This window comes from Shewanella sp. 38A_GOM-205m, assembly GCF_000518445.1.
Lineage (GTDB): Bacteria > Pseudomonadota > Gammaproteobacteria > Enterobacterales > Shewanellaceae > Shewanella > Shewanella algae.
This window is the reverse complement of record NZ_KI912441.1, coordinates 34798-57976: the sequence shown is the minus strand read 5'-3', so window position 1 is coordinate 57976 and position 23179 is coordinate 34798. Positions and strand designations below refer to the sequence as shown.

Below are 23179 nucleotides of genomic sequence, written 5' to 3'. Positions count from 1 at the left end.
TTGGGGTCTATGGGGCGTAAAGATAAAGAGGAGCAAGAGTGAAGTTCAATAACAGCAAGATGCCAATCCCATCTTTTAAGGCGCTGCCGCTGATGCTGCTGGGCACTTTGGTTGTGAGTCCTATGCTGCAGGCCGAATCCAAGTCTGAGCCTCAGCCCAACATCAAACCCGAGTCATCACGGGTGCAGTTTCAGGGCAAGTTTGAACAGGGGGCCCTGATCAGAGCCAGAACAGAGCCGGGCACTGAGGTACAGCTCAATGGCGAGAGCATTACCTTGACGCCGGATGGCAGGTTTGCCTTTGGTTTTGAGCGTGAGGCCGCGCTCGAGCAGACGCTGACACTCAGTTACCCGGATGGCAGCAGTGAGAGCCGTAGCCTCAAACTCGACAAACGGGATTATCGCATTCAGTACGTTGAGGGGATCAGCAAGAAAATCATGAAGCCGGATCCCAAGGCCCAGGAGCGCGCCGCCAAAGACAGCGCCCAGGTCAAGACGGCCCGCAGTCATTTCAGTACCCGGCAGGCGTTTGCCGACGACTTTATCTGGCCGCTGACCGGGCGAATTTCAGGGGTTTATGGCAGCCAAAGGGTCTACAACGGTAAGCCAGGCACACCGCATTATGGTGTGGATGTCGCTGCAAAAACCGGCACTGTGGTGGTGGCGCCGGCCGATGGCGTTGTCAGCCTGTCGGTACCGGACATGTTCTATTCCGGCGGCACCATGATTATCGATCACGGCTATGGCGTCAGCTCCAGCTTTTTGCACTTAAGCAAGCTCTATGTCAAAGAGGGCGATGAGGTGAAACAGGGCCAGGCGGTGGCCGAAGTGGGGGCGACAGGACGAGCCACAGGGCCACATCTGGATTGGCGGGTGAACTGGTATCAGATGCGTCTGGATCCTACCACTTTAGTGCCGCCAATGAGTCAGGTATTACAGCAAGCCAAGAGTGACGCGAAAAAGTAGCGCTTTACTTTGACTGACTCATTGGACTGACTCACACTCGATGTCATACGCCGCCGGACTTAACCCCAGGCGGCGTTGTTTTTTTCTTTGTCAGCCACAGGCTTAGAAGGGGTTGGCTATACTCATTCTATGAATATAGCCGGAAGAATAAGTGACTGATTTGAGACGTTGGGGGCGCGACGAATGGCTGCTGCTTTTGCTCGGAGGTTTGGTCTGTTATCTCAGCGGCCGACTGGGCATGGCCACTCTGGTATTGCAGCCGAGCAATATAACCCTTCTATGGTTACCTTCGGGGATAGGGCTTATTCTGTGCTTGCGTTTTGGCGCCGTCGCCATAGTCCCTTTGTTTGTCGCCTCCTTTCTGGCCAATCTTCCCGGGCTCAATAACGGTCATCTGAGCCAAACCTTGCTGCACACCTGGGTCTCCGCCGCAATTGATGCCCTGATGCCACTTTTGGCCGCCAGAATGCTGCGTTGGGCCCTGCCCATGGGGTTGCAAAGAGCCAGGGAGTTACTGGGTTTTGGGATCTACGCTTGCGTTATTCCTGTGGCGTTGTCCAGTATCCTGCTGGCGGCAAATCTTGTTTGGGGCGGTTATATCGACAAGAGTTACTGGCCAACCATGGCGGTGATGCTGTTTTTGGCTGACGCCCTGGGGATAGTCTTGGTTTATCAGGTGTATCTGGGGTGGTCTGAGCGGTTTTTTATCAGCCAACGGCAAATTCGGGCATCTTTGCTGTCGATCCTGGCTTTAGTACTTATTTTCACTCTGGCATTTGGCAATCAACCCTGGGTCTTGTATCTGCTGTTGCCTGTGTTGGTGATGCAGGCATTCGAGGGCAGTTTCCTGTTGACTTGCAGCCTCAGCAGTAGTGCCTTCATTGTCGTTATCTGTGGCAGCGCCAAGGGGCTGGGGCCCTTCGATGCCGGATTGTATTCGGCAGAAACGGCTGAACTGGCGGCGTTTTGTTTTGCCAATGCGCTGGTCTTACTGGGGATTGCCCTGCAAAATCGCCAGTTGCGCCTATCCGAGCAGCACAGGGAAGCCTGGCAACAGGTGGCCTTTCGCGATCCGCTGACAGGGTTACTCAATCGCCGTGGATTCGAGCCGCAATTGGAGCTGGTGGATAAGCAGGCCAGGCTCAATCGTGAAGACTACAGCCTGGCGCTTTTGGATCTGGATCATTTCAAGTTAATCAACGACAGCTTTGGTCATGCCACCGGCGACAAAGTATTGAAGCAACTGGCCGGCTTGATGCAGGCCCAGTGTCGCCAATCGGATGCCATTGGCAGAATTGGTGGTGAGGAGTTTGCTATCTTGCTGCCAAACTGCGCGCCGGCTCAGGCTGTTAATCTGATGGAGCGGCTGCGGGCCAGAGTGGCCGATGAAGATTTCCATGATGAGAGCGGCCAACCTATCCGCCTCAGTATCAGCGTCGGCCTGGTGTCCGGCCCCGCTGGTTGCCGCTCGGGTAAAGATCTGCAGGATAAAGCCGATCATTTTCTTTATGTTGCCAAGGCCGAAGGGCGCAACCGGGTCGTTCAAGGGTAAAGCGGCATCAGAGCCGCTTACTGCTCACTGGCGATGATGGCCTGAATGCTGTGAGGGTGCACCTTGACGCAGACACCGCCGGCCTTGAACGCCAACGTCGGGTTGGCCAGGCGTTCGGCTTCGCCTTTGGGGCTGCTGGCCTTGAGTTTAATATCCGTGTCGCCATCGAGTGTGGCTTGGGTCCGGGGGCAAAGAGTACGCAGTTGCTCAGCCAGTTCATCGCAGCTTTGGGCGCCACCAGGCAAAACCAGCTCCAGATGTTCCCATCCCTCTTCGGGATAGTGTTTATCGCCGGGGAAGGGCAGCTCGACACAGGGAATTTGCCATTGACCCAGTTGCAGTGGCTGCTGCAGCCGTATGATCAGGATAGGGCGGCCGTTGATGATGTTTTCCGAGATAATTTCTCCACCTTGGGCAAACTCGGCCTTGAGCTTTTCTGCCGCGGCGACAGAGTTGACCCGCAGCGCGACGTGATCGCACTCGCTTAAACGCTCGAGTCCCAGGCGCTCAATCAGAGGCATGATTTTGTCGGCAAAGGCTTGCCAGTCTGCCAGCAATTGCGACAGAGATTGAAGGTTTTGCATATCTGATTCCTGTTTCAGGGCCAAATTTCTATTGGTGTGCCCGGCTCAATCAACTGCCAGAGTTCATCCATCTCTTTATTGGTGAGGGCGATACAGCCGTTGGTCCAATTAAACTGCTGCGCCTCTTCCGGAGTTAACCCAGAGCGGGGATTTTGGCCGTGGATCATGATTTGGCCGCCCGGGCTGACCCCAAGCGCCTTGGCCCTGAGTCTGTCCTCGTCATTGGGGTAGGAGATGTGAATCGCGCGGTAAAAGGCGCTGTCGGCCTTTTTGTAGTCCAGCAGATAGCGGCCCTCTGGGGTACGTTGATCGCCTTCCTGATATTTGTGGCCCTTGGGCATATCCCCCATGGCGATGCGATATTCCTTGATGACCTTACCGGCCTTAATCAGGCTAAGACGTGAATCTGACTTGTTGACCAGCACCAAATCCACCTGTGCCGAGGCAAAGGGGCTGTACAACTGGGCAAACGCCAGCAGAAATATTGCATAAACTATATGACGAAACGATGGGCCCATGACCACTTGGCTCTGATTATGGTTATTTTGACGGGATAATAACTGAAAAAGGGGGCCCTCTTGAAGCCCTTGAACAAGATTGTTGCCGAGAGTCGCAGAGCGTCAGCCAGAGAATATTTGGCACTCACGCCAATGCGTGGCAGACTTACGCCCCTGCCTTTTGGGCGCGGCGCCACGAACTCGCATGCGTGAGACTCGAAAGGGTAAAGATTGAGGTGCCGTTTGGTTGGAAAGTAAGGAAAACTTAGCGCATGAATCAACATAAGATGACAGATACGCCGCCGGAGCCGGAACTCAAGCGTAAGCTCAGGATCATCATCTTTGGTACAGAAACGCCCGCCGGCCGCTGGTTTGATATCAGTTTGATCATCTGCATTATTCTCAGTGTTGCCCTGGTTTTTCTCGATACAGTGGCCGACGTCCATGCCCGTTTCGGACATATCATCCTGGCACTGGAATGGGCCTTTACCTTGGTGTTCACTCTGGAATATCTGCTGCGGCTCTATTGTTCCAGCAATCGCTTGAGTTATGCCCGCAGTTTTTACGGTGTAGTGGATCTGCTCAGTATCCTGCCCAGTTATCTGGCGCTGTTCTTCCCCGGGGCCAATTTTACCCTGGTGATCCGTATTCTGCGGCTGTTCAGAATTTTTCGGGTACTCAAGCTGCTCAGATACTTGAGTGAAGGGAACCTCCTGCTCAAGGCGATGCTGCAGTCGAGTCGCAAGGTGTTTATCTTCTTTTTCTCTGTGAGTCTTATCATTATGGTGCTCAGCGCCATCATGTATGTGGTCGAAGGCCCGGACAACGGCTTCAGCTCGATCCCCAAGTCTGTCTATTGGACCATAGTGACCATTACCACAGTAGGGTACGGTGATATCACTCCCAAGACAGAACTCGGCCAGGCGATAGCGGCGTTTACCATGCTCTTGGGTTACTCGATAATCGCCATCCCCACAGGGATCCTCACCGCCGAAATCTCCCAGGAGATGGGCCGTAACCGTGATCTGCGCCGCTGCGCCAACTGCTTGAAAACCGGGCATGATCACCATGCTATCTACTGTAACCGTTGTGGCAGTGAACTGGAGCCACCTCCGGAAGAAAACAAGGACTAGGGTGTCAAACAACCAATCATCTGCTAAGACAGTCACTCAAACAGGCACTCAGGCCATCACTCAGGCTAAGTTTGTTGAGGGCAATATACTGCGTCACATTCTGGTGATGAGCTCTACCGCGGCCGTTGGGATCTCGGCACTGTTTGTGGTGGACCTGCTGGATATTTTCTTCCTCAGCATGCTGGGAGAGCTGGAGTTGGCGGCCGCCGTGGGCTATGCAGGTACCATCTCTTTCTTTACCACTTCCATAGGTATCGGCCTGTCGATTGCGCTGGGGGCACTGGTGTCCCGCGCCGTAGGCGCCAGAGACACAGAAGGGGCCAAGCGCTTGCTGCTGAATGCCGCCATGGTAACTCTGCTGGTATCCAGTCTGATGGCGATAGTGGTGACGGCTCTTATCCCTGAACTGCTGGCGCTGGTGGGTGCCAGGGGACATACCGCCGAGCTGGCCGCCGATTATCTGTATATTCTGGTGCCTTCCTTGCCGGTCATCTGTTTGGCGATGGCGCTTGGCAGCGCCCTGCGCGCCGTGGGTGATGCCCGGCTCTCCATGCTATCGACCCTGGCGGGCGGCGCGGTCAATGCCGTATTTGACCCCATTTTTATTTTCCTGTTTGCCATGGGCATAGAAGGCGCGGCTACCGCATCGGTATTGGCGCGCCTCAGTGTGCTGCTGATCGCGGCAAGAGGTGTGTTTATCAAACACGGCCTTTGGAGCCGTTTCGAACTTGCGAGCTTTCGCGGCGATCTGCGCGCCATTTTTGCCATCGCAGGGCCGGCCATGCTGACCAATGTGGCCACCCCTATAGGCAATGCGGTAGTGACCCGGGCGATTGCCGACTTTGGTGACAGCTTCGTTGCCGGCTGGGCCGTCGTTGGGCGTTTGACCCCTGTGGCCTTTGGAATGATCTTTGCGCTTTCCGGCGCCATAGGGCCCATCATAGGGCAGAATTATGGCGCCAGGGCCTATGACAGGCTCAGCGAATGCCTGACAAGGGCGCTGCAATTCTGTATCGCCTATGTGCTTGGTATGTCGCTGCTGCTGTGGTTGCTGCGCGAGCCTTTGGTATTGGCATTCGACATGCGCGGGGATTCTGCCGAGCTGGTACGTTTCTTCTGCCAGTATATGGCGCTGTTTTTCCTGTTCAACGGCGCACTGTTTGTGGCCAACGCCTCGTTCAACAATCTGGGTAAAGCCAAGTATTCGACCGCCTTCAATGTGGGCAAGGCCACTATCGGGACGCTGCCATTTGTTTATCTGGGAGCCGAGCTCAGTGGGGTATATGGAGTCCTAATTGGTCAGGCACTGGGGTCAGTGCTCTTTGGTGTATTGGCGGTGATCACCGCCTACCGCTTGGTTGCCAGAGTGGCCGCGAATGGCCGCCAGCAAGGTCTTGAGGCCGACGGGCTTGATGAGGAGGAACTCTCCATGGCCTCCAGCAGTCCATTGTCGTCTTCCTGTACCCAGATGGGGCAGATGACCGAAGAGCTGGAGCCGATAGCCAGTGCCCAGGCTACCTCGCCCCAGCGGGAGAGGTCTTAATGCCAGGAACGGCTCATGCGTTTAAAGAGGGGACCTGGAAACGTTTTATTGGGTGTCAGATTGGCAAGTTGCGGCCGCAGCGCTTTCAGTAGCGCCGTTATCTGGCTGCTCAACTGCATTGTTTTCTGCCTGCTCGGCGGCAGCGATTTTGGCGCGCTCGGCCTTGGAGATGTAACCCTGTTTGGCGGGGCCTGAGTTGGGGATCTCTTTCTTGTTTTCCCGGGCTTTGGCACGCTTGGCCAGTTTTTTGGTCAGTTTTTGTCGCTTGTTCATGCTAAATTTCCTGGTACTTCCCACTTGGATGGGCAAAGGGCAGGCATTTTAGCCTGCCGGCGGCCGGGCAACAAGCTCAACCTGTCTCAGTGTCGGTGTTTGAATACCGCGATGACTGGAGCCTACTTACAGGAACAGGGTCATGAAGACACCGATATAGCTCATGGAAACCGCGACCCCAATACTGAGCAGGGCCATATCCAACATCAGTGGCCTATCCGGCGTTTTGGCAGCCTTGATAAGTTCTACCACGCTGGTGGGGATCACTATCAACCCCGAGACTATCAGCAACAAAAAACCGGGGCGGAACAGGCTGAGTTGCAGTGCGCTTTCATCCTGCCACAGGTGCGCATATTGATCGCCAAACAGCAATAACGCCATGGCGACCACGGCCGACAGACTGGTGGCCAACAACAACTGACGATTAACCTTGCTGCGGTTAACCGGCTCTTCTATCTCCTGAATAATTCCTGTGGGTTCCATCTCAAATACACCTGAAGCGGGAAACTGCGGCAAAACTAGCAAATTTGAGGCTTATTTTCAAAAAAATTACTTGTTGCCGAAGCGACTCCTGTCCATCTCACTGGCGCCATCCCGACATTCACCGCGGATCTCTCCTCTGTCGGATTGCAGCAGACGACTGAGTTCATAAAAACCTTCACGGCAATATTGATTCATTTTGAGGGTATTATCGAGCCCAAGCTGCAGTTGCTGTTCAAATACGGCTTGCCTGGCTTCTCTGATCGCCAGTTGTTGGCGCATCTCCTTTGCCGTACGCGGTGTCTGGACACTTATGCTGTAACTGCCGCCAGAATCGGGCGTTATCAGCCGCGCCGTATAGGTAAAGAGCTTCAAGCCATCGGCCTTGATATCCGTCTGGAAACTGTCTTTGATGGCACCGGCAAAATCGGCCGGATCTATGCTGGGTTTTGAGCTGCAACTACAAAGCAGCAGTGGCAGTAATAACAGAAAAAGCGCACGCATAAGCTGGGGTGATTATCCTTATTATTTTTTTGGAGATACAAATTATCGTTAACTTACTGCAGAATAAGCACAATTGCATTAACGGCGTGATAAGTCAGCGCAGCATCGACCTCTACCGCCTTTGTTTGATAACCGGATGGTAGGTTATGTTCGAGTATCTTCAACATCTTTTCGATAAGGTGCAATGGCAACCTGGGCTGACGGATATCCTCTATTTGGTTCTGCTCGTTGGCTGGTTTGCCTGGATCTGGCCCAAACGGGACTGGCAACAACTGCTGGCGGACAAGAGCTTGCAGTGGCGGGCGCTGCTCAGTACCTTGGCCATTAATGGCCTTTGGCTGCTCAATGCCAGTGTTACCGAGGGGATCCACGCTCATTTTTTGGCCCTGGTAACCCTGATGCTGATGTTCGGCTGGCGCTTGGCGTCCGTATTGATGCTGCTACCTGTAAGCTTCTTTTGCCTGTTTGTCTATCACCAGCCCTGGATGCTGGGCCCCATGATGTTGTTTGCTGTCTGCCTGCCGCTTTTATTGGCATTGGCAGTACACAGCTTGAGTTATCATAAATTACCCAAACATTTGTTTGTGTTCATTTTTGTGGCAGGTTTTCTCAATGCCGGGCTATCTGTCGTCAGCCATATTCTCGCTTGGTCAACTTATCTCTGGGCCAGCACGGATTACAGTGCCGCTTACCTGGTGGATAACTATCTGCTGCTTATTCCGCTGCTTGGGTTCCCGGAGGCTTTACTCAACGGTATGGCAGTGACTCTATTGGTGGTTTACCGGCCCGAGTGGCTCTACGACTACTCGGACCGGGTCTATCTCTGGCGTCACTGACAGGTGCGACTTTAGTCTTTGGGGGCGCGGATCACCAGGGTGCCGGCGAGTTTGTCATGCCAGCTTTGTTTCCGGGGATCGAAGGCCACCCAGAGATAGCCAAGGCCGAATACCAGAGTAGAGGGGATATAGCCTAAATAGCGCACTATCAGGCTGGCGGTCGATGGCTTTTGCAAAGTGTCGGCATCAACAATGACGGCTCTTAGCACCATCTTGCCCGGAGTCGCCGACTTATAATGCCAGAACAAGATGATCAAGATGAAAGGCAACAGGTAGTTGATCACAACATCGAGCGGGCCCAAGATTAAGGTATCGTTCTCCAATATGGCATCAATGCCAAAGACTAGCAGAGTCAGTGGCACTGTGATGCACATCAACATGAGTGAGTCCAGCAGGGTTGCCGCCAGTCGCTCCCAAAAACCGACATAGATGGGATAGCTGGATTCATTGCTTGCTGCTTCTGCTACGGGCGGTGGAGGCGTCATTCCTGAGGCCAGTTCCGTAGGGATTGTCTGTTCTTGATGAGCCAAGACTGACTCTATGTTGCGTGAGTTTTGCTCTGCTGCCATTTACTCTGTCCCTGATTAATAATTACTGTTGGGACGATACACAGGAATAAAGCTTGGAACAAGCTGTGCCTGCCGTATTGGCACGGCAGGCAAGGGATTGATCAACCGAAACGCTGATTGAGATAGCTGATGATGTCGTTGGATTCATACATCCAGGTCACTTCACCGGCTTGTTCTATTTTCAAACAGGGAACTTTCATGGTGCCGCCCCCGTTTTGCAGGGCACTCTTGTGTGGCTCCTGCTTGGCATCCAGGGTGGTGATATTCAGGCTCTGGCGTTTCATGGCTCGTCTTACCTTGACGCAGAAAGGGCAGGCCGGATACTGATACAGGCTGAGGCTACGACATTGTTCATCGATATCCGCCTGCTGCTCGGGTTGCCGCTTAAGGCCCTTGGGTGAAAAAACAAAGTTGAGCAGCAAAATAATCCGCCCCAGGATCCAACGAATAACAAACATAAGCATCCTCTATATAAGCTTGAAACGGCAGGCAGTTTAACTCAGTGGTGGTGAAACTCAAGCCCGGACTTGGAGTTCAAGGGTAGCGATGATTTCATCTTCATCCTCCGGATCCGGCCCTTGCTCAACAAAGCCGAAACCGGCGTAAAACTCTCTTGCTGTTTGGTTTTCATCTGCATAGCAGATATGCACCCGCTGCGCATTTTCCTGGGCGCGGATCTCCTCGAGTACCAGAGCCATCGCGCGGCTGCCTATGCCTTTTTGCTGATACCCTTGGGCTACCATGAAGCTGAATATGTTGTAATCGTTGGGTTTGCCTTCTTCAGCAAGCGATTCATACATCAAAAAGCCTACCGGAGTGTCGTCCAGGTAAATCGCCTTGGGCACATAGAAAGGAAAAAACTGGGCTTCGGCGATGGAAAGTATGTTATCAGCCAGCAGATCGCGTTGCTTCGGCTTGGGGGCCTACGATTTCAAAATTGTCTCGGGTTATCTGTTGCAGACTTATTGGCATTTGTGGTTATTGGTTTTGGCCGAATTGATTGCCGGCGATAATAACAGCCCTGCAACACTTTAGCAGTTCAATAATCCGTCATGAATATGAAAAAGGCTCCCATAGGAGCCTTTCATAGGTGATTTCAATAGGTTTTAATCGGCATTCAGTGACAGAATCGCCTGAGATGCATCCTGTTTCATCTCTGTCTTGCTGTCGAGCAGGAAGACTCTTTCCGGCGCGACGGCGGCACTGTCCACCAGGAAGGCCTTGATGGCCTGGGCCCTGGCCTGAGCCAGATTGGCCAGCTCGTTATTGCTGATCTCCTGAGCGCTGAGCAGTTGGTTGTAAAGGCCCATATGCCAGACGGTGAGCAGGGTATCTTCATCAACTTTTTCACCGTCGGCCTTTTCGGCAAGCCTTTGCTTCACTTTGTCTTTTTCCGCATCGGCGTCCAGTTTGAGCTGCTGTTCAAACAGCTCTACCAGGGTATCTGCCAGCTTACCCTGGGTAGGGAATCGACTGGCGCTCAGCTCGTCCGGTAGGGCTGTAAGCTTGCTGGCCTTGAGCAGTTGCCGCTGCAGTTTTTGCTCTGCCAGCGCCTCACTGTCTTCCCGCAGCGCCACGCTGCCTTCAATGCTCAATTGCAGCTTGGGCCTGTCATCCAGCGCCTTGGCCAGCTTGCTCAGCTTATCTTCGGCGTCAGCGTCCAGCGTGGCTATACCGGGTTGGAAAGCAACCAGGTTCAGCTCTTCATCACTGCCAACCAGACCGGCCAGTAAAGAGAAGGGGGCAGTGACCGCTTTGGTGATGACATTGGTGATGGCGGTCATCACTATGCTGCCAAAGCTGAAACTTGGGCTGTCGAGATCTCCTGAAACCTGTAAGCCAAGATCTATCACCCCATGTCTGTCCTGCAAGAGGGCGATAGCCAAGGTAATCGGCAAACTGGTGGACAGCTCGGAATCACTGGGTTTACCCAGTTTAAGCTGATCTATTACCAGATGATTGTCTCCCTTCAGCTGGTTGTCTTCCAGTTGATAGTTGAGCGCCAAAGACAGCTGGCCTTTGTCTATGTAGTAACCGGCATAAGTGCCCGAATAGGGATTCACCGAGGTCAGCTCGACACTCTTGAATACCAAATCCAGATCCAGATAGGGTTTTTCCAGCAGCGGGTTCACTTCACCCCTTAGGGTGACTGGAGCATACTTGTCTATCTTGCCCTTGATATCGACACTGGCCTTGGTTCCCGGGGTAGAAGACAGGTGGCTTATCTTGCCTTCCAGCGCCTCGATACCGGAAGCAAAGTTAGGGGTGAGGGAGTTATCGGCAAAATAGGCCGAGCCGTTTTTGATGGCAATGCTGCCGATATCCAGTTTAAATGCCTTATCTGCCGAGGCCTTGGCAGCCGTTTGCTGCGGCGCTTCTGCCTGGCTTTGTTTTGTCTGTGACTGAGCCGCTGAGTTATCACCAGGTGGTTCGGCGCGGATCAGCTCGCCGATATTAGTGCGCTGATCTTCGGTGATCATCACTTTGGCGTATGGCTGTTCCAGCAATATATTGCTGATTTTCAGGCTGTTTGCTTCGGAATCAAAGCTCATCGCATCTATCGCCATATTCTGCCATTTCAGCAGAGGCTCAAATGCCAATCCATCCTTGATAAACAGTTTGCCAATTCCGGCCTGTCCCTGAAAATGGGCCTTACCCTCGGCGTTGGCAGTGAACTTGCCCTGAGTGCTCAACTTGCCGCTTTCAAGCTGCATATTGAGATAGGGCGTCAGATAGGGCTGGAACTGCTGCAGCTCCAGCTCAGTCAGCGTCAGCTCGCCATTGACAGTGAATGCCTTGGCATCTATTGCGCCGGTGGAGCTGAACTGGCCTTGGCTGGTTTCCGGCTGGGTTTGGGCATCAGAACCCCGTGCCAGTTGCAACTGGTAGTCTATGCTTCCTTCGAGATCTGAACGCACTGGACCTGTGGTGATATCCAATGGATAGACACGCCAGTGCACACCATTGCTTTGCTGCTGCTCAAACAGGTTGAGATCGGCCTGTTTGAGACTGATTTTGCCAATAGTCAGCAGCCACTGTTTGTCTTGCTCCTGGGCTTTGTTTGGCTCTGCGGCTGTATGCGCTGTGGCTTTTTCTTGCGCTGTAGCCTTATCTTGCACTGTAGCTTTTTCTTTCGCTGTGGCTTTTTCTTTCGCTGTGGCCTTATTTAGCGCCTCGGTTTCATCTGCCGCCTCTAGTTGGGCTACCGTTGGTTCCACTTGAGCCTTGGCATTTGTGGCGGGCATAAAGAGCTGTTGCAGATCCAGGCCTTGCTTATCCAGGCGGACATCGGCCCACAGGCCTTGCAGCGCCAGTTCGTCGATATCAACATTCTGGTTGTCGCCGTCCACCCGAATGTTATCCAGTGCCAACAGCGGCAACTTGACTCTGGCTTGCTGTTGGTCGGAGAAGAGCAGATTTTCCAGAATAAACCGGCCCTTGTGAGTACTGTAATGCAGTTGGTCTTGTTGCTGTTTCAACTGGTACTGGCTTTGGAAGCTGAGTTCACCGTCACTGAGCTTAGCGGCAATAAGCCCATCGGCAAACGGCCAGAAGGGTAGCAGGGAAACTTTGGCCAGTTGCAGCTCACCGCTGACTTCGAGAGGCTGCAGCTGAAACTGTCCCTGAGTCTGCAATTGTCCGTTATCGCTGCCGGTCAACGACAGGGCATAGCGGTTGGCATCTTTCGCCAGTACCGGTTCGTTCTCGTCTTCCGGCAAGCTGAGGTTATAAGCCTTGGTATCCAAAGCTTGCAGGCTGAAATTAAGCTCGTCGTAACGGAGCTCTGTATTGGCGACCTTATCCATATAAGCGAACTTACCCTCTGTCACCCGGATATCCCGGGCAATGACTCTGGGCGGTTCAGAGGTGTCTTCTGTAGCCTCGGCTTGCGGTGTTTGCTTGGCTTCAAGGTGGGCAAGCATATCGCTGAAGTTGAATTGAGCTTGGCCATTCTCTGACGCCAGCCTTTGCACATTCACTTGCGGATCAAAGAGGTAGATATGATCTATGGCGATGGCCCCTTGGGTCAGCGAGCGCCAAAATGCCAGCTCCAACTCAAGCTGGCTGAAAGATGCAAAGACTTGCTGTGGGTCGCTCTCCTGCAGGGCGAAGTTATCCAGGCGGACTCTGAGAAGGAACGGGTTAATGCTGATATCGTTCAGGCTCGCCTGACGGCCGAGCAGTTGTTGCAGTTGCTTTGGGGCTTGCGACTTTATCACCCAGGGGGCGAGCCCACCAAGCAACAGGGCGTAGAGGCCATACCCGAGGAGCAGATAGATGCCTGTTTTGATGGCGAGCGGCGCCCGGCGAAAGCGTGAAAAGAGCTGAGTCAGCACATTGGGCATAGCGGTGTGAGATCCCTTGAAGCAGGTTTGCGGCAAAAATTTGGCGTTATTCTAACGCGTATTCGGTATGCTTTGTAAGTCACTTCTGAACCTATGATTTTTGTTATCTTGCTCGATACATGCATGATACAAAAAGAAAACTTAGCTAAGGAAGGTGTGAATAAGTCCTCGCGGCCTTCTCTTTTGTAGAGAGTGGCTTACACAGCAATTGGCATTCAAGGCATCTGACTGAAGGCATGCCGGGGCCTGTCGAAGTCGGATAACGCAGAGAGCCAGTTGCTGTGAGAGCCCCGAAGGGCGTGGCTTACAGACCTGCCTGCTGTGTTGTACTTCTTGCAAAGGACTAAGGCCATTTGCTGCGAACCACGCCTTGCATCCAGGCCTGTAAGCCGACGCAGAGCACGCATGGGACTTGTTCGCACCTTCCCTAACTCATGTTGCAATGATCAAGAGCGCTTTTCGCTGAACATTGCATTCACAAGAGGGCAATAACCAAGGTTGTAAAGACCTTGAATGCTCAGTATCAGCTCAGCAAACCTGAATCCTGGCAAGGCTATTGCCTTTGCCCGTCTTTATCCTTTGGTTGGGCTGCTGTAGGTGATGGCGGCGATAATGGCACCGCAGGGGTCTTTTATCCAACAAAAGCGGCCGACCTGGGGAATGTCCTCAGGGCCGTAGAGTACATCGCCCCCCAGTGCTTTGGCCTTAATGGCGACGGCGTCGACATCTTTAACGGTAATGTAGCCGGTCCAGTTACTTGGCATAGCCGGCGCCGGGCTGTCCGTGATGCCACCTATGCTGATACCGTCATTTTCTATGATGTGATAGGGGCCTTGTGGCAACTGCATCGTCTTGAAGCTCCATCCAAAAATATCACCATAAAACCGCATCGCCAGCTCAGAATCATTGGCGGTCAGTTCGTGCCAACTTAAGGCTCCATGGGTAGTAAAGGGGGAGTTCATAGATAGGTTCTCCTGAGACTGAGGGGCTGACAATTCGGCTGCGAAGATCGCCGGCCAGCGGATCTTGAGCCGCTTTGAGTTCAGCTTTGAGTGTAGTCGAGTCGGCTGTGCTTTGTGGCTTTCTTGGACTACGAAGAAGAGGGGCACAAGATGCCGGAGCCCGAATTATGGAAACCTTTTCGGCGCTGAAGAATGTGCTAACAGCAAAGTTGAAGGGGGAGGTTAGCTGATGAGCTTGATGTAATCTGCAATCTCAGTGCGGCCCCATTCATGGGCAAACTCAAGGGCTCCCATTTCCTTCATCGTCTGGCCGGTATAACGGATGCTGGTATCTATACCCGCCTCAACCAACCGCTTCACAATATGGAAGTGGCCATAGTGAATTGCGGTAAAAAGGGGATTACGGTCCGGCTCAGAAGTATCGAGCCTTGCGCCAAGACCGATGAAGTAGTTCAAAATATCTTCGTTGCCATTCGAAGCAGCCCTATGGATTGGGCTGCTACCACTGATATTGTCTCTGCTATCTATATCGGCTCCCAGCTTGACTAGAGCCTGGCACAATTCCAAGTTGTCATTATCAGCCGCAATATGAAGAAAGCTGCCCAATGGCGTTTGTAACTGCACCAGCTCAGTGTTCATTGATAGAAAGTCGATTGCATCAGCGGTTCTCTTCTCCCTGATGCATGCCATGAGTGTCCTTAATTTCAGTATTACTGCTTCGTTCACTTATTTATCCGTCCTGACTTAATGATTCCCTGTGGGTATCAAGCCTAGTGTTTTCGAGTGTATTCGATTAATCGACAGCCTCATGCTTGCCGAGTTTTACCGTAAAATACTGGCAAACATTCACAAGTGGCCTGTATACCTAAGGAAGGTGCGAACAAGTCCTCGTGGCACTCTGTTTATAGAGATAGGCCTAAATTGCAGTTGCCGCTTTGGCAGAAGGTTGCGGCGACTCACTAGGTGCAGAAGTTCTTACTATTAGGATCATCAGGGTTCAGTACTTGTATCCTGAAGTCCGGTGCCAAATTAAACCGTTTTATAACGCTCGATATTCGGTCAGATGTTAATGCAGAACCGAAATCCGAGAAGAATGGGATTGGATCATTATTGATAGCCCACATTTCATTCATTTTCTTGGCTAATTCTCTGGCTTGCTCCCAATCTCCTGCAAATATCTTGGAGTAATCAAAATAGGGCCATGCTGCGATATCATCTTCCTCTGCCGAATCTTCGCTGAAGAGAAAGGATACGCTAATCTCCGAGTGCCAGGGAAACACGCCTACATCAATGATCCTTAGCTCTTTTTTACCAAAATTTTCTACCGCTTCCTGCAGTTTTCCTTCTAGCAGTTGCTCAATATTTTCTCTGCTGTATTCCATATCCATTTCTTTTGATGTCTTAATTAAGTTGTATTGGCTTACATGAACAATCGGGCTTCATGCCTGCTTCACCAAGGATGCAAGATGCAGTCCGGTTTGCCTATGTCCAGACCTTTATGGCGAAGAATATCGTAGGCCGTAACCATGTGGAAGTAAAAATTGGGGATGAGGAAGTCATTGATATATAAGGTACCTGGAAGGTCTATGTACGAGCCTTGACCCAGCTCAATGCGCGTTACTTCCGAAATCTTTGAGTTATCACATGTGCAGCAAGTAACAGTTGTTTGGTGTTGTTGATCTGTTCCAGCGCCTTATCTAACGACTCCACACACGAATCCAGATTGTCCATAGGCTGATTGGCACACCAAAGCGCGAAGTTGCGTGGTTGATTGTATGTAAAGGCTATTTGTGTCCCTAATTCCACAAGACCATCATGAATGAGTTCTATCAGGTCGCGTTCCGCAAAAAGCTGTACGGCACACTGGAGGAACTGCAAAAAGACTTGGACGAATGGTTGGCGCTGTATAACAATGAACGCACCCATCAAGGCAAAATGTGCTGCGGCCGCACACCGATGGCAACATTAATTGATGGAAAACGGATTAGGGCAGAAAAGCAGAAAAGCATTTAACCCAAATCTAATCTGACAACGGCACCCAAAAATCGGGTAACTGTCAGCTCAGGTCTGAGCTAGTACAACTTACACGAGTACATACTTTGTCTTTTTACCTGCTAGCGAGCTTTCTGCGATTTCTATGAGTCCGCCCCATTTCGATTCAGTACATGCTAAAAGAAAACCTTTAGTTAAAGCCTGAGGCCAATTGTAGCAAGCTGCAGCAATGTAACATCTAGGTGTTATTACTTTACCTTCATCCGAATCTCTTTTAATGACGGAGCTTAATAGCATATTGATCGTCTTTTTATCTGGTACCATGCCCGACGTTAAAATTGCAGCACATGCCCCTGAAAGCAAAAGGTCATTCTCTGTATCGAGAATGCTCAAAATGTATAAGAATGAATCATTGCTCACATCATTAATCATGCAAATTGCAAAACCTATATCCTTGTAAAGAACTGTTGCATCATGACTCTTGCTTTCAAGTTCTCTTAGGTATTCAAGAGATAAACTAGAACCAACGAAGCCAAGAGCTCTTATCACTTCAGATTGTGCTTGCCAGGAATTTGGCCTCTCTACCAAACACTTTAAAGCATCCAGCAATAGTTGTTCATAACCGCCAAATTTACTCTTGGCTATCTTTTGGGCAGCTTTCTTAATTCTAGGTGGTGACTTTGACTTTAATTCTTCTTTGAATTCCATAACTGACTACTTTAGGTATTTAGACATAATGATTCTCTATGCCGTTGTAGGCCTCCACGTTTTTGCGTGGATTAGTTAAATATAGTTAAACAAGAGCCACTGTTTGTTGCCTTTATTGAAAGACCTGGCAAACAATTACAGAGGGCCGACATGTCTAAAGTAAACACACTTTTTATCGGGTTGGATGTACACAAGGAGACCACTGATGTGGCCTGGCTTTCTGACAAGCCCGCTTATGAGGCAGGTCCCGGAAAACATGGTCATGTGGTTAAACCTCACGCCGCTCTCTTCGAAATAGTTGCAAGGTCAGCCGTCGACCTGGCTCGCCAAAGTCCGATGCTGCCTTTGCATGTTATGCTTATGGCTGCCAATTATAATTTATCCATTCTTCATAAAAATCAACTTCATACTGTAGATTGGTTATTTTATGGGGCAATTTAGCAGCTCTTAAAAACTCTGAAAATTGTGAAACGACTTTTCTGGCCGGGATCGGGGATTTATGAGATGTAAACATTGAAAATGTGTATACATCATTTTCCTGAGATTCAAACGTAAAACCTGCAATTTCAGATACTTTGTTTTGCTTTAGTACAAATGTGTTTGAGAGAGCCTCTACAAGTTCTAACTCTATAGGACACTTACTGAGATGCTTTTTCAAGCATTCCAGACCCATTACTGCCACTATCTCTATATCGAAATCCTGATCCATGATTCTTAATTCCACATAACGTCCGTCTGATCTTGATGCGTTGCTATTAAATCCAAGAGAGCCATAGTTCTTGCACTAACGTCTATAGCCGAATGGCCTAATAAAGAGACGAAAGACTGATGTTCTCTTCGTGGAAACATCAGTCTTTTAGGAGTCTGGGTGCTAGAGTCTCTGCTCTACTAATAGTGGGTGTCCATATTGTTCGCACCGCCACATCAATGGCAAAAACAGCTTCCAGTTCAAACAATAACGATTCCACCCAACCACGGCGGTGGTCATAATTCTTGCCCGAGTAGGCATCATCACCACACAAGAAGGCACGCTGTACCACGCGGCTGCAACAGTGGTAGTAAGGTGTATCTTCAAGGCTGATTTGAGTTCGGCGAGGGCGCGGCATAATAACCTCCTTGTTAAATGCTTAAACAAAGCATAGTCGGAGGCTAACTACCGCGCCATTAACGCTGGGTGTCCATATTTTTATATTTTTGTTGTTCATACTATTTCCCCTGAGATCCTATGGGTTCAAACACATCTTTAGGCTCTATGGTGGTAATGAGATTTGATGCAAAGTATACATATCGAGAATCTAACCCTTTCTTTTGGAAAATCAGAAGTTCGCTCTCTGAGCTCGCCATCACCGCTGCCATAGCTGAGAAATTCTCCGTGATTACTAATTGCGGGCTTTGATTCCGCAAGAGATCCGCGCGCATTACCCCTAAAATAAACGAGACAACAATTGAAGCTCCAGTCGCTGTTACCAGTGTTGCAGATGCGGCAAGTCTGGCGCGCGCTGGCCGGCTTTTTATCTTCCGAATGAAAACGTTGACTTTTGGCTGAAGAAAAAAACCAGAACGAACAAGCCCGGTCAGGAGAACAAGCAGCAGGGAGGAAGCTAATGCTGCCCCGCTAAACCAACCCATATCGAATTTCACATAAATAGCTAACATAAGGAGAAGGAAGAGCACTGATTGAAGAGCCAGCCAATAATAGCTTTCCCATCTTATGGTTTGAGTGTGGGATTTCACAAAGTGGCGCTGATTGGACCAGCTCATCCGCCGGAATAGCCCGCGATCGAGTCTATCCATCGCTGCCATGAACGGTAGAAAGGCGAGCTGAAACATCGAAGCCATGACCCTCGCGCAAACCGCACAGAAAAACACATAGAACAGAAAGGTAGCTGTCACGCCAGGGGCAAGCGGAGCTCCTGCTACCGCTATAATCTGCACTGGAACCTTCATTAGAAATCCAGCGTAATGTGCCAAGGATAAAGATAAAATCCCGAGCAAGACCCCGATCAAAGATGTCTTGTGTTCCCGCAAATTGGATATCCGGACCCGATTGATTACGGGTAAATTTGGCATTTACTCATTCTCCCTTACGCACAACGCTTGGTTCAGGTGCGGCGTAGGCGTCACCTGGAACCACTTGTTATAACTAAATTAATTCCAATGCTTCAATTGGATTTGTTATTTCGTCAATTACATCATCCAGATCTGCATTTTTGAGGAAAAAATAGAAAGTTGAATCAACTACTTTGATTTTCTTTGAAGTTGCATCATAGGCTATTACAGGGGGATTAATAGACTTGTTTGACTGCAGTTCTACAAGCCCCTTAAGAGCAGTAGTCAAATGCCCCCCTTTGAGGTCATTAGCTCGATGGTGTTTTTGCTTAATACTATGCATCATACAAAGCTTAGACATTCCACCATTTTTAATTGCATCGTAACCTTGCGCCAAGATATCAGTTACAATGTAATAGTGCATAAAGAACGGCAATGGTTTGTCTTTTTGTATCTGTGTGTTATTTCCAGAAGCAATTGCCTCAAGGTTCTTTAAGTGACGCTCAGAATAATCATGCGTTTTTTCAACTAGGGCTTTATTGAAAGAGTCTTCAGAGTCAATAAAGATATTTTCACCTTTATTGAACACTTCAGAGTTTATGCAGGTTAATCTTAGAAGTTCTTGAAAAACACCAACACTTGAAAACGAGTTATCCAAGCATAACTGCTTTATCGTTGTAGCGAATTGAATGTTTAGTTCTTGCTCACCTTTAGCAATGATTCTGAGAAAGTCATCATCTGTCCAAGGCTCTACTGGTATTTCATCTATTCGATCTTGCAGCTCACCATTAAATTGAGATAGCCTATTCGATTCTTTCCAAACCCCGACGATAATAAATCTTACTTTTAACTCTTGAAATGTTCGTAAATCATACGCAAAATCTTTCTGAACCTCTTCGCTTAGATAATGAAAATTTTCAAGAATCACTACTTTTTTGTTACCATGCCTATTTATGATGTCAGCAACATCATCAGGGAGTTCTAAGTTAAATTCGATCTCTTCATAGTTCTCAGTTGAAGACTGATTAGTAGATTTATCTAGGCCTACTTCTGCAGTACCCTTCAGAACTAATGCGATAGCTCCTTGAATACGAGCTTTTCCTTTTACTGTGCTAGATTGACCAGAGCCTTTTGTGTATGAAGTTCTAAGAGTTACCCCTGACTTCCGTAATATTGTTTGATAAATATCCTTTAGTGTGTGTTTTGGCGATAAACTAATAACAATATTTTCATCGTAATCGATGTATTTTTTTACAAGTGCGCTTTTTCCTTGTTTAGATGAGCCATAAACAATAATTTGCTTATCAGACTTCAATGCTTCCGTAAATTTGTTATCGACCTGTTCACGTACAATATAGCTTTTAACTTGCTTTACGCTTACACCAAATACATCTTCGACTTTTGTCACTTTACTTCCTTTTAGTTATAACAGCTGTATAGCACGCATGCGCGTTTTAGTCCTCGGAGGAGTGTAAACGCGCATCGCTATCTGTTTGTATTAGCTGGATATAATACAATTTAGTCCTAATATCCCTTGCAGCTAAACGCGCATGCGCGGTTTCCAAACCTATTATCTACCCACTGTATTTTTTAACTTTGTGAATTTAATGAAATTTTCTAAAATGTTACGGAAATAACGCGCAAGCTTAGCTGCAAATTCCCGGCATTTTTCCTGGAACGTCAATAATACTGTATAAAAAAGGCTCTTCGTTGTTATTGGTGGAACCCCATATCCAGCTTACCAAAGTGAAAGAAGATGGCACGTTGAAATCTCTCTGAATTTCGATACCCCATAGCCTTTACTCTGAGTAGTCTAATTTGGCTATTGATTGCTTCTGCCAAACCATTTGATAGACCAAAGCGCATGGCATTAAGTATGCCCCAGAGTTTACTCTCGATAGTATCTGCCACCGCCATTAAAGGTTTTAGTCCGCTGGCTTTAACTAAAGCTATCCAGTCTGTCCATCGTTGCTTTGTTCCTCGAACACTATTGCCATGCCAGATGTTTCTAGCCTGCTCTTTGAAATACCATGCGAGCGCCGTATTCATCATTGCCGGAATGAGTCTATTGACTCTCTCTCGGTCGGGTTTACTGAGATTATCTCGTCGCTTTAACCAGTAAAAACGCGTTCGATGTGCCTCTTGCCGCATTGATGGCGCCAACCTGAGTAACTCTTCTTTGCGGATCCGGTTAACCGCTTCCGTTAGCATCTTGGCTACATGGAAGTGATCAAATGCGATTTTCCTCTCTGCATTTGGTAACGCTTTCCTTGCAGCTTTAATGTAAGCAGGGCTCATATCCATACAGATGGACTGTGTTTGACGTAATGCATCTGAAGGCAGTTGTGTTAGGCAGGCATCAAAACTTGCAGCTGAGCGGCCCTCAGAAACCGCTAAAACTTGTCCTTCATGATTAGAAAGTAACGTGACATATTCATGCCCCTTTTTAAGTGCGGTTTCATCAACTAATAGATAGTCTGTATTAATCTGTTTGCGCTTTGCCAGTCCGCGGTAAACAGCACGCGCCATAATCCTGTCGATGGCTCCCCAGCTCAGTTTAAAGAATCGACTGACGGCATTAAGAGAACTCATCGCAAGCAAGGCCAGTACACGCATCTCAAATAGCTCAGTGTAACGACTACTACCACTGGCCCATGGGACTTGAAGAGTTTGATAACCGTGTGAAGTACAGTGTACTCGTGGCACGTTAGCTTGAATGAGCGTTTGATACTGGCAGGTATCCAAGTGACGCCATTTCCGTATACGGGAATCGTAATGGCGACTCGCATTGTGGCATATAGGGCATTTAAAGCCTGTTTGAGAAGCATAGGCGATGGTAACAATTATGCTCTGATGTGGTTCATCGAGTTGAACACTGGATACAATCCAGGGTGTCTTTAACCCCAAAATTTGTTGATATAAAGCTGCTTCACTCATCACTGATATTTAAGAGGAATTTGGCTGGAACTATACCTACTCCACCATGTTCAGAGAAGAGCCATAAAAAATCAGTTCTGAGGCGCTTGTCTTGAGCGCTTCAAGTCCTGCAACCAAGCGCCTTAAAACTAAGAGCCTTAAAACCAAGGACCCTAAAACCCAGGCCCTACAAAAAGCGTTAAGTAAAGCCATAGCTACCGCACGGGCGCGACATCATGCTGTTCGTCCCTGAATACCGTTACAAACGGAAAAGTATCCTTGTCGCAGAGCTTTCGTTTAAGAAAAAGCTAAAGCTAACTGGTTGAATTGGCTATACAATACCCAGTACTTAATTTGAAAACAATTAGCCAAAGGTCAAGTTTTTAGCAAAGGTTATAAAACCCTGATTTTGTGGGTATTGACAACATAATTCGCCATAAAAACAACTGTGCCCGGCAAATCATATGAGCAATGTTCCAATTGATTGCCTTGCTTAAATTGCCTGTTTCAGTGCTTGATGGCTGGGGGAACTATTTAGGAGCCTTGGAGTGGCCGGGTGACTTGCTTAATGGCGGGGGCAGTTGTTATCGCCGGCCAATACGGCGAAATCCGCTTGGGTTTGTGTGCTCGTTGAAAACGGCTACCAGGATGGGTATGAACGGGAACTGACTTATGGGGGAGGGCGATTAAAGCTGCTGCCAGAGAAGCTTTTCTATGTTAACCTTGCGTTGTTTAAGGAGTTTATTGTCGTTTTGCCTCTGGCAAATAGTAAAATTTCAACTTGTATTCAGGGATGAAAAATGCAAATACGTTTGGCTACTGAAATGGATTTGGAACAACTGGTCCTGCTGTTTGACGAGTATCGGCAGGAACTGGGGCAGGGCTCGGATCTGAGTCGTTGCCGTGAATTTTTACGGGCCCGTTTACTGGAAAACGATTCGATGATCTTCATCGCCACCGAGGGCGATTATCCGGTGGCCTTCACTCAGGTTTTTCCCTCATTCTCCTCCTTGTTGCTAAAGCCTTTATGGTATCTGGATGATCTTTTCGTATTGCCCGATTACCGTGGTCAGGGCATTGCCAAAGAGCTGACTTGCCGAGCCCGAACTTTGGCGCAGGATGCCAAGGTGCTGGCGGTCAAGCGTGAATTTGGCGAGCTGTCTCAACAAGTCGAGACAGATGGCACCGAGCAAGGTCTGTATCACGCACTACTTTAATCTGCTGCCCCCTGTTTGCTACCATTAGCGGGTTTTAATTTCAGGGGATTTCA

The 23179-nt window shown here is 49.5% G+C and carries 24 protein-coding genes and 2 pseudogenes; 7 read left to right on the top strand and 19 right to left on the bottom strand.

The genetic code is table 11. The features are described 5' to 3' along the window. Positions 1-122: 122 nt before the first annotated feature. Together N512_RS23635 and N512_RS0121665 are read left to right on the top strand one after the other, a co-directional pair. Positions 123-965 carry a M23 family metallopeptidase gene (locus N512_RS23635; protein ID WP_231473641.1) on the top strand — a complete coding sequence of 281 codons (843 nt, stop codon included), beginning with the start codon at positions 123-125 and terminating at the stop codon, positions 963-965. Between the two features lie 151 nt (positions 966-1116). After that, complete coding sequence (locus N512_RS0121665; protein WP_081737237.1) at positions 1117-2517, top strand: GGDEF domain-containing protein; 1401 nt, start codon at positions 1117-1119, stop codon at positions 2515-2517. A 17-nt stretch (positions 2518-2534) separates the two neighbouring features. Here N512_RS0121665 and N512_RS0121660 read toward each other — a convergent pair whose 3' ends face one another. Together N512_RS0121660 and N512_RS0121655 are read right to left on the bottom strand one after the other, a co-directional pair. Further along, complete coding sequence (locus tag N512_RS0121660) at positions 2535-3101, bottom strand: VOC family protein (protein WP_051472924.1); 567 nt, start codon at positions 3099-3101, stop codon at positions 2535-2537. A 14-nt stretch (positions 3102-3115) separates the two neighbouring features. Further along, entirely contained in the window at positions 3116-3619 is a 504-nt protein-coding gene (locus tag N512_RS0121655) for a L,D-transpeptidase family protein (protein ID WP_025011447.1), read from the bottom strand. A 251-nt stretch (positions 3620-3870) separates the two neighbouring features. Here N512_RS0121655 and N512_RS0121650 point away from each other — a divergent pair, with 251 nt between their 5' ends. Further along, a complete protein-coding gene (locus tag N512_RS0121650) occupies positions 3871-4731 on the top strand; it encodes an ion transporter (RefSeq protein WP_028781663.1) in 861 nt (286 codons plus the stop codon). Positions 4732-4786: 55 nt separating this feature from the next. Continuing rightward, positions 4787-6274: an MATE family efflux transporter gene (locus N512_RS23630; RefSeq protein WP_037475937.1), complete on the top strand. Its 1488-nt coding sequence runs from the start codon at positions 4787-4789 to the stop codon at positions 6272-6274. A gap of 45 nt (positions 6275-6319) precedes the next feature. Here N512_RS23630 and N512_RS0121640 read toward each other — a convergent pair whose 3' ends face one another. The 3 genes from N512_RS0121640 to N512_RS0121630 all read right to left on the bottom strand — a co-directional run bounded on the left by N512_RS0121640 (position 6320) and on the right by N512_RS0121630 (position 7531). Then, complete coding sequence (locus N512_RS0121640; protein ID WP_028781662.1) at positions 6320-6547, bottom strand: DUF2986 domain-containing protein; 228 nt, start codon at positions 6545-6547, stop codon at positions 6320-6322. Positions 6548-6673: 126 nt separating this feature from the next. Next, positions 6674-7030, bottom strand: coding sequence for a hypothetical protein (locus N512_RS0121635; RefSeq protein WP_025011443.1), 357 nt, complete (start codon positions 7028-7030; stop codon positions 6674-6676). Positions 7031-7096: 66 nt separating this feature from the next. Beyond that, entirely contained in the window at positions 7097-7531 is a 435-nt protein-coding gene (locus N512_RS0121630) for a hypothetical protein (RefSeq protein WP_028781661.1), read from the bottom strand. A 146-nt stretch (positions 7532-7677) separates the two neighbouring features. On the opposite strand from N512_RS0121630, the gene N512_RS0121625 reads away from it, so the two are divergent. After that, positions 7678-8367 carry an energy-coupling factor ABC transporter permease gene (locus N512_RS0121625; protein ID WP_028781660.1) on the top strand — a complete coding sequence of 230 codons (690 nt, stop codon included), beginning with the start codon at positions 7678-7680 and terminating at the stop codon, positions 8365-8367. A gap of 11 nt (positions 8368-8378) precedes the next feature. Here the strand turns inward: N512_RS0121625 and N512_RS0121620 are convergent, their stop codons facing one another. From N512_RS0121620 to N512_RS24880, 8 genes are all read right to left on the bottom strand, one after another. Further along, positions 8379-8936, bottom strand: coding sequence for an RDD family protein (locus tag N512_RS0121620; protein ID WP_231473639.1), 558 nt, complete (start codon positions 8934-8936; stop codon positions 8379-8381). A 101-nt stretch (positions 8937-9037) separates the two neighbouring features. Continuing rightward, positions 9038-9394: a glutaredoxin family protein gene (locus N512_RS0121615; RefSeq protein ID WP_025889405.1), complete on the bottom strand. Its 357-nt coding sequence runs from the start codon at positions 9392-9394 to the stop codon at positions 9038-9040. A 57-nt stretch (positions 9395-9451) separates the two neighbouring features. After that, entirely contained in the window at positions 9452-9781 is a 330-nt protein-coding gene (locus N512_RS23895) for a GNAT family N-acetyltransferase (protein WP_197021481.1), read from the bottom strand. 261 nt (positions 9782-10042) lie between these two features. Next, positions 10043-13282, bottom strand: a complete 3240-nt coding sequence (locus N512_RS0121605; RefSeq protein WP_051472922.1) for a DUF748 domain-containing protein — start codon at positions 13280-13282, stop codon at positions 10043-10045. Positions 13283-13854: 572 nt separating this feature from the next. Then, positions 13855-14244, bottom strand: coding sequence for a VOC family protein (locus N512_RS0121600; RefSeq protein WP_028781657.1), 390 nt, complete (start codon positions 14242-14244; stop codon positions 13855-13857). Positions 14245-14466: 222 nt separating this feature from the next. Then, positions 14467-14970, bottom strand: coding sequence for an ankyrin repeat domain-containing protein (locus tag N512_RS0121595; RefSeq protein WP_144162025.1), 504 nt, complete (start codon positions 14968-14970; stop codon positions 14467-14469). Positions 14971-15203: 233 nt separating this feature from the next. After that, entirely contained in the window at positions 15204-15626 is a 423-nt protein-coding gene (locus tag N512_RS0121590; protein ID WP_025889403.1) for a hypothetical protein, read from the bottom strand. 68 nt (positions 15627-15694) lie between these two features. Then, positions 15695-15874: a DUF1993 family protein gene (locus N512_RS24880; RefSeq protein WP_197021482.1), complete on the bottom strand. Its 180-nt coding sequence runs from the start codon at positions 15872-15874 to the stop codon at positions 15695-15697. A gap of 170 nt (positions 15875-16044) precedes the next feature. Between N512_RS24880 and N512_RS24275 the strand changes: the two are divergent. Beyond that, positions 16045-16257 (top strand): annotated as a pseudogene (locus N512_RS24275) (IS3 family transposase); the annotation flags it as partial. A 69-nt stretch (positions 16258-16326) separates the two neighbouring features. Here N512_RS24275 and N512_RS0121580 read toward each other — a convergent pair. From N512_RS0121580 to N512_RS0121560, 6 genes and pseudogenes are all read right to left on the bottom strand, one after another. Next, positions 16327-16944, bottom strand: a complete 618-nt coding sequence (locus N512_RS0121580; protein ID WP_028781655.1) for a hypothetical protein — start codon at positions 16942-16944, stop codon at positions 16327-16329. A gap of 358 nt (positions 16945-17302) precedes the next feature. Next, positions 17303-17653 carry a hypothetical protein gene (locus tag N512_RS0121575; protein ID WP_028781654.1) on the bottom strand — a complete coding sequence of 117 codons (351 nt, stop codon included), beginning with the start codon at positions 17651-17653 and terminating at the stop codon, positions 17303-17305. 208 nt (positions 17654-17861) lie between these two features. After that, positions 17862-18050: pseudogene (locus N512_RS24270) on the bottom strand (transposase); the annotation flags it as partial. Between the two features lie 100 nt (positions 18051-18150). Then, positions 18151-19014 carry a hypothetical protein gene (locus N512_RS0121570; RefSeq protein ID WP_037475914.1) on the bottom strand — a complete coding sequence of 288 codons (864 nt, stop codon included), beginning with the start codon at positions 19012-19014 and terminating at the stop codon, positions 18151-18153. Positions 19015-19087: 73 nt separating this feature from the next. Continuing rightward, entirely contained in the window at positions 19088-20401 is a 1314-nt protein-coding gene (locus N512_RS0121565) for an AAA family ATPase (RefSeq protein ID WP_028781652.1), read from the bottom strand. Positions 20402-20706: 305 nt separating this feature from the next. Then, a complete protein-coding gene (locus tag N512_RS0121560) occupies positions 20707-21930 on the bottom strand; it encodes an ISL3 family transposase (RefSeq protein WP_028781651.1) in 1224 nt (407 codons plus the stop codon). A gap of 779 nt (positions 21931-22709) precedes the next feature. On the opposite strand from N512_RS0121560, the gene N512_RS0121555 reads away from it, so the two are divergent. After that, positions 22710-23126, top strand: coding sequence for a GNAT family N-acetyltransferase (locus N512_RS0121555; RefSeq protein WP_025011941.1), 417 nt, complete (start codon positions 22710-22712; stop codon positions 23124-23126). The last annotated feature ends 53 nt before the right edge of the window (positions 23127-23179 follow it).

What these genes read in the sequence shown, in the direction of transcription:
- N512_RS23635 (WP_231473641.1), top strand. Translation starts at nt 123, where the DNA reads ATGCTGCAGGCCGAATCCAAGTCTGAGCCTCAGCCCAACATCAAACCC.
- N512_RS0121660 (WP_051472924.1), bottom strand. Translation starts at nt 3,101, where the DNA reads ATGCAAAACCTTCAATCTCTGTCGCAATTGCTGGCAGACTGGCAAGCC.
- N512_RS0121655 (WP_025011447.1), bottom strand. Translation starts at nt 3,619, where the DNA reads ATGGGCCCATCGTTTCGTCATATAGTTTATGCAATATTTCTGCTGGCG.
- N512_RS0121650 (WP_028781663.1), top strand. Translation starts at nt 3,871, where the DNA reads ATGAATCAACATAAGATGACAGATACGCCGCCGGAGCCGGAACTCAAG.
- N512_RS0121640 (WP_028781662.1), bottom strand. Translation starts at nt 6,547, where the DNA reads ATGAACAAGCGACAAAAACTGACCAAAAAACTGGCCAAGCGTGCCAAA.
- N512_RS0121635 (WP_025011443.1), bottom strand. Translation starts at nt 7,030, where the DNA reads ATGGAACCCACAGGAATTATTCAGGAGATAGAAGAGCCGGTTAACCGC.
- N512_RS0121630 (WP_028781661.1), bottom strand. Translation starts at nt 7,531, where the DNA reads ATGCGTGCGCTTTTTCTGTTATTACTGCCACTGCTGCTTTGTAGTTGC.
- N512_RS0121625 (WP_028781660.1), top strand. Translation starts at nt 7,678, where the DNA reads ATGTTCGAGTATCTTCAACATCTTTTCGATAAGGTGCAATGGCAACCT.
- N512_RS0121620 (WP_231473639.1), bottom strand. Translation starts at nt 8,936, where the DNA reads ATGGCAGCAGAGCAAAACTCACGCAACATAGAGTCAGTCTTGGCTCAT.
- N512_RS0121615 (WP_025889405.1), bottom strand. Translation starts at nt 9,394, where the DNA reads ATGTTTGTTATTCGTTGGATCCTGGGGCGGATTATTTTGCTGCTCAAC.
- N512_RS0121605 (WP_051472922.1), bottom strand. Translation starts at nt 13,282, where the DNA reads ATGCCCAATGTGCTGACTCAGCTCTTTTCACGCTTTCGCCGGGCGCCG.
- N512_RS0121600 (WP_028781657.1), bottom strand. Translation starts at nt 14,244, where the DNA reads ATGAACTCCCCCTTTACTACCCATGGAGCCTTAAGTTGGCACGAACTG.
- N512_RS0121590 (WP_025889403.1), bottom strand. Translation starts at nt 15,626, where the DNA reads ATGGAATACAGCAGAGAAAATATTGAGCAACTGCTAGAAGGAAAACTG.
- N512_RS0121580 (WP_028781655.1), bottom strand. Translation starts at nt 16,944, where the DNA reads ATGGAATTCAAAGAAGAATTAAAGTCAAAGTCACCACCTAGAATTAAG.
- N512_RS0121575 (WP_028781654.1), bottom strand. Translation starts at nt 17,653, where the DNA reads ATGGATCAGGATTTCGATATAGAGATAGTGGCAGTAATGGGTCTGGAA.
- N512_RS0121570 (WP_037475914.1), bottom strand. Translation starts at nt 19,014, where the DNA reads ATGCCAAATTTACCCGTAATCAATCGGGTCCGGATATCCAATTTGCGG.
- N512_RS0121560 (WP_028781651.1), bottom strand. Translation starts at nt 21,930, where the DNA reads ATGAGTGAAGCAGCTTTATATCAACAAATTTTGGGGTTAAAGACACCC.
- N512_RS0121555 (WP_025011941.1), top strand. Translation starts at nt 22,710, where the DNA reads ATGCAAATACGTTTGGCTACTGAAATGGATTTGGAACAACTGGTCCTG.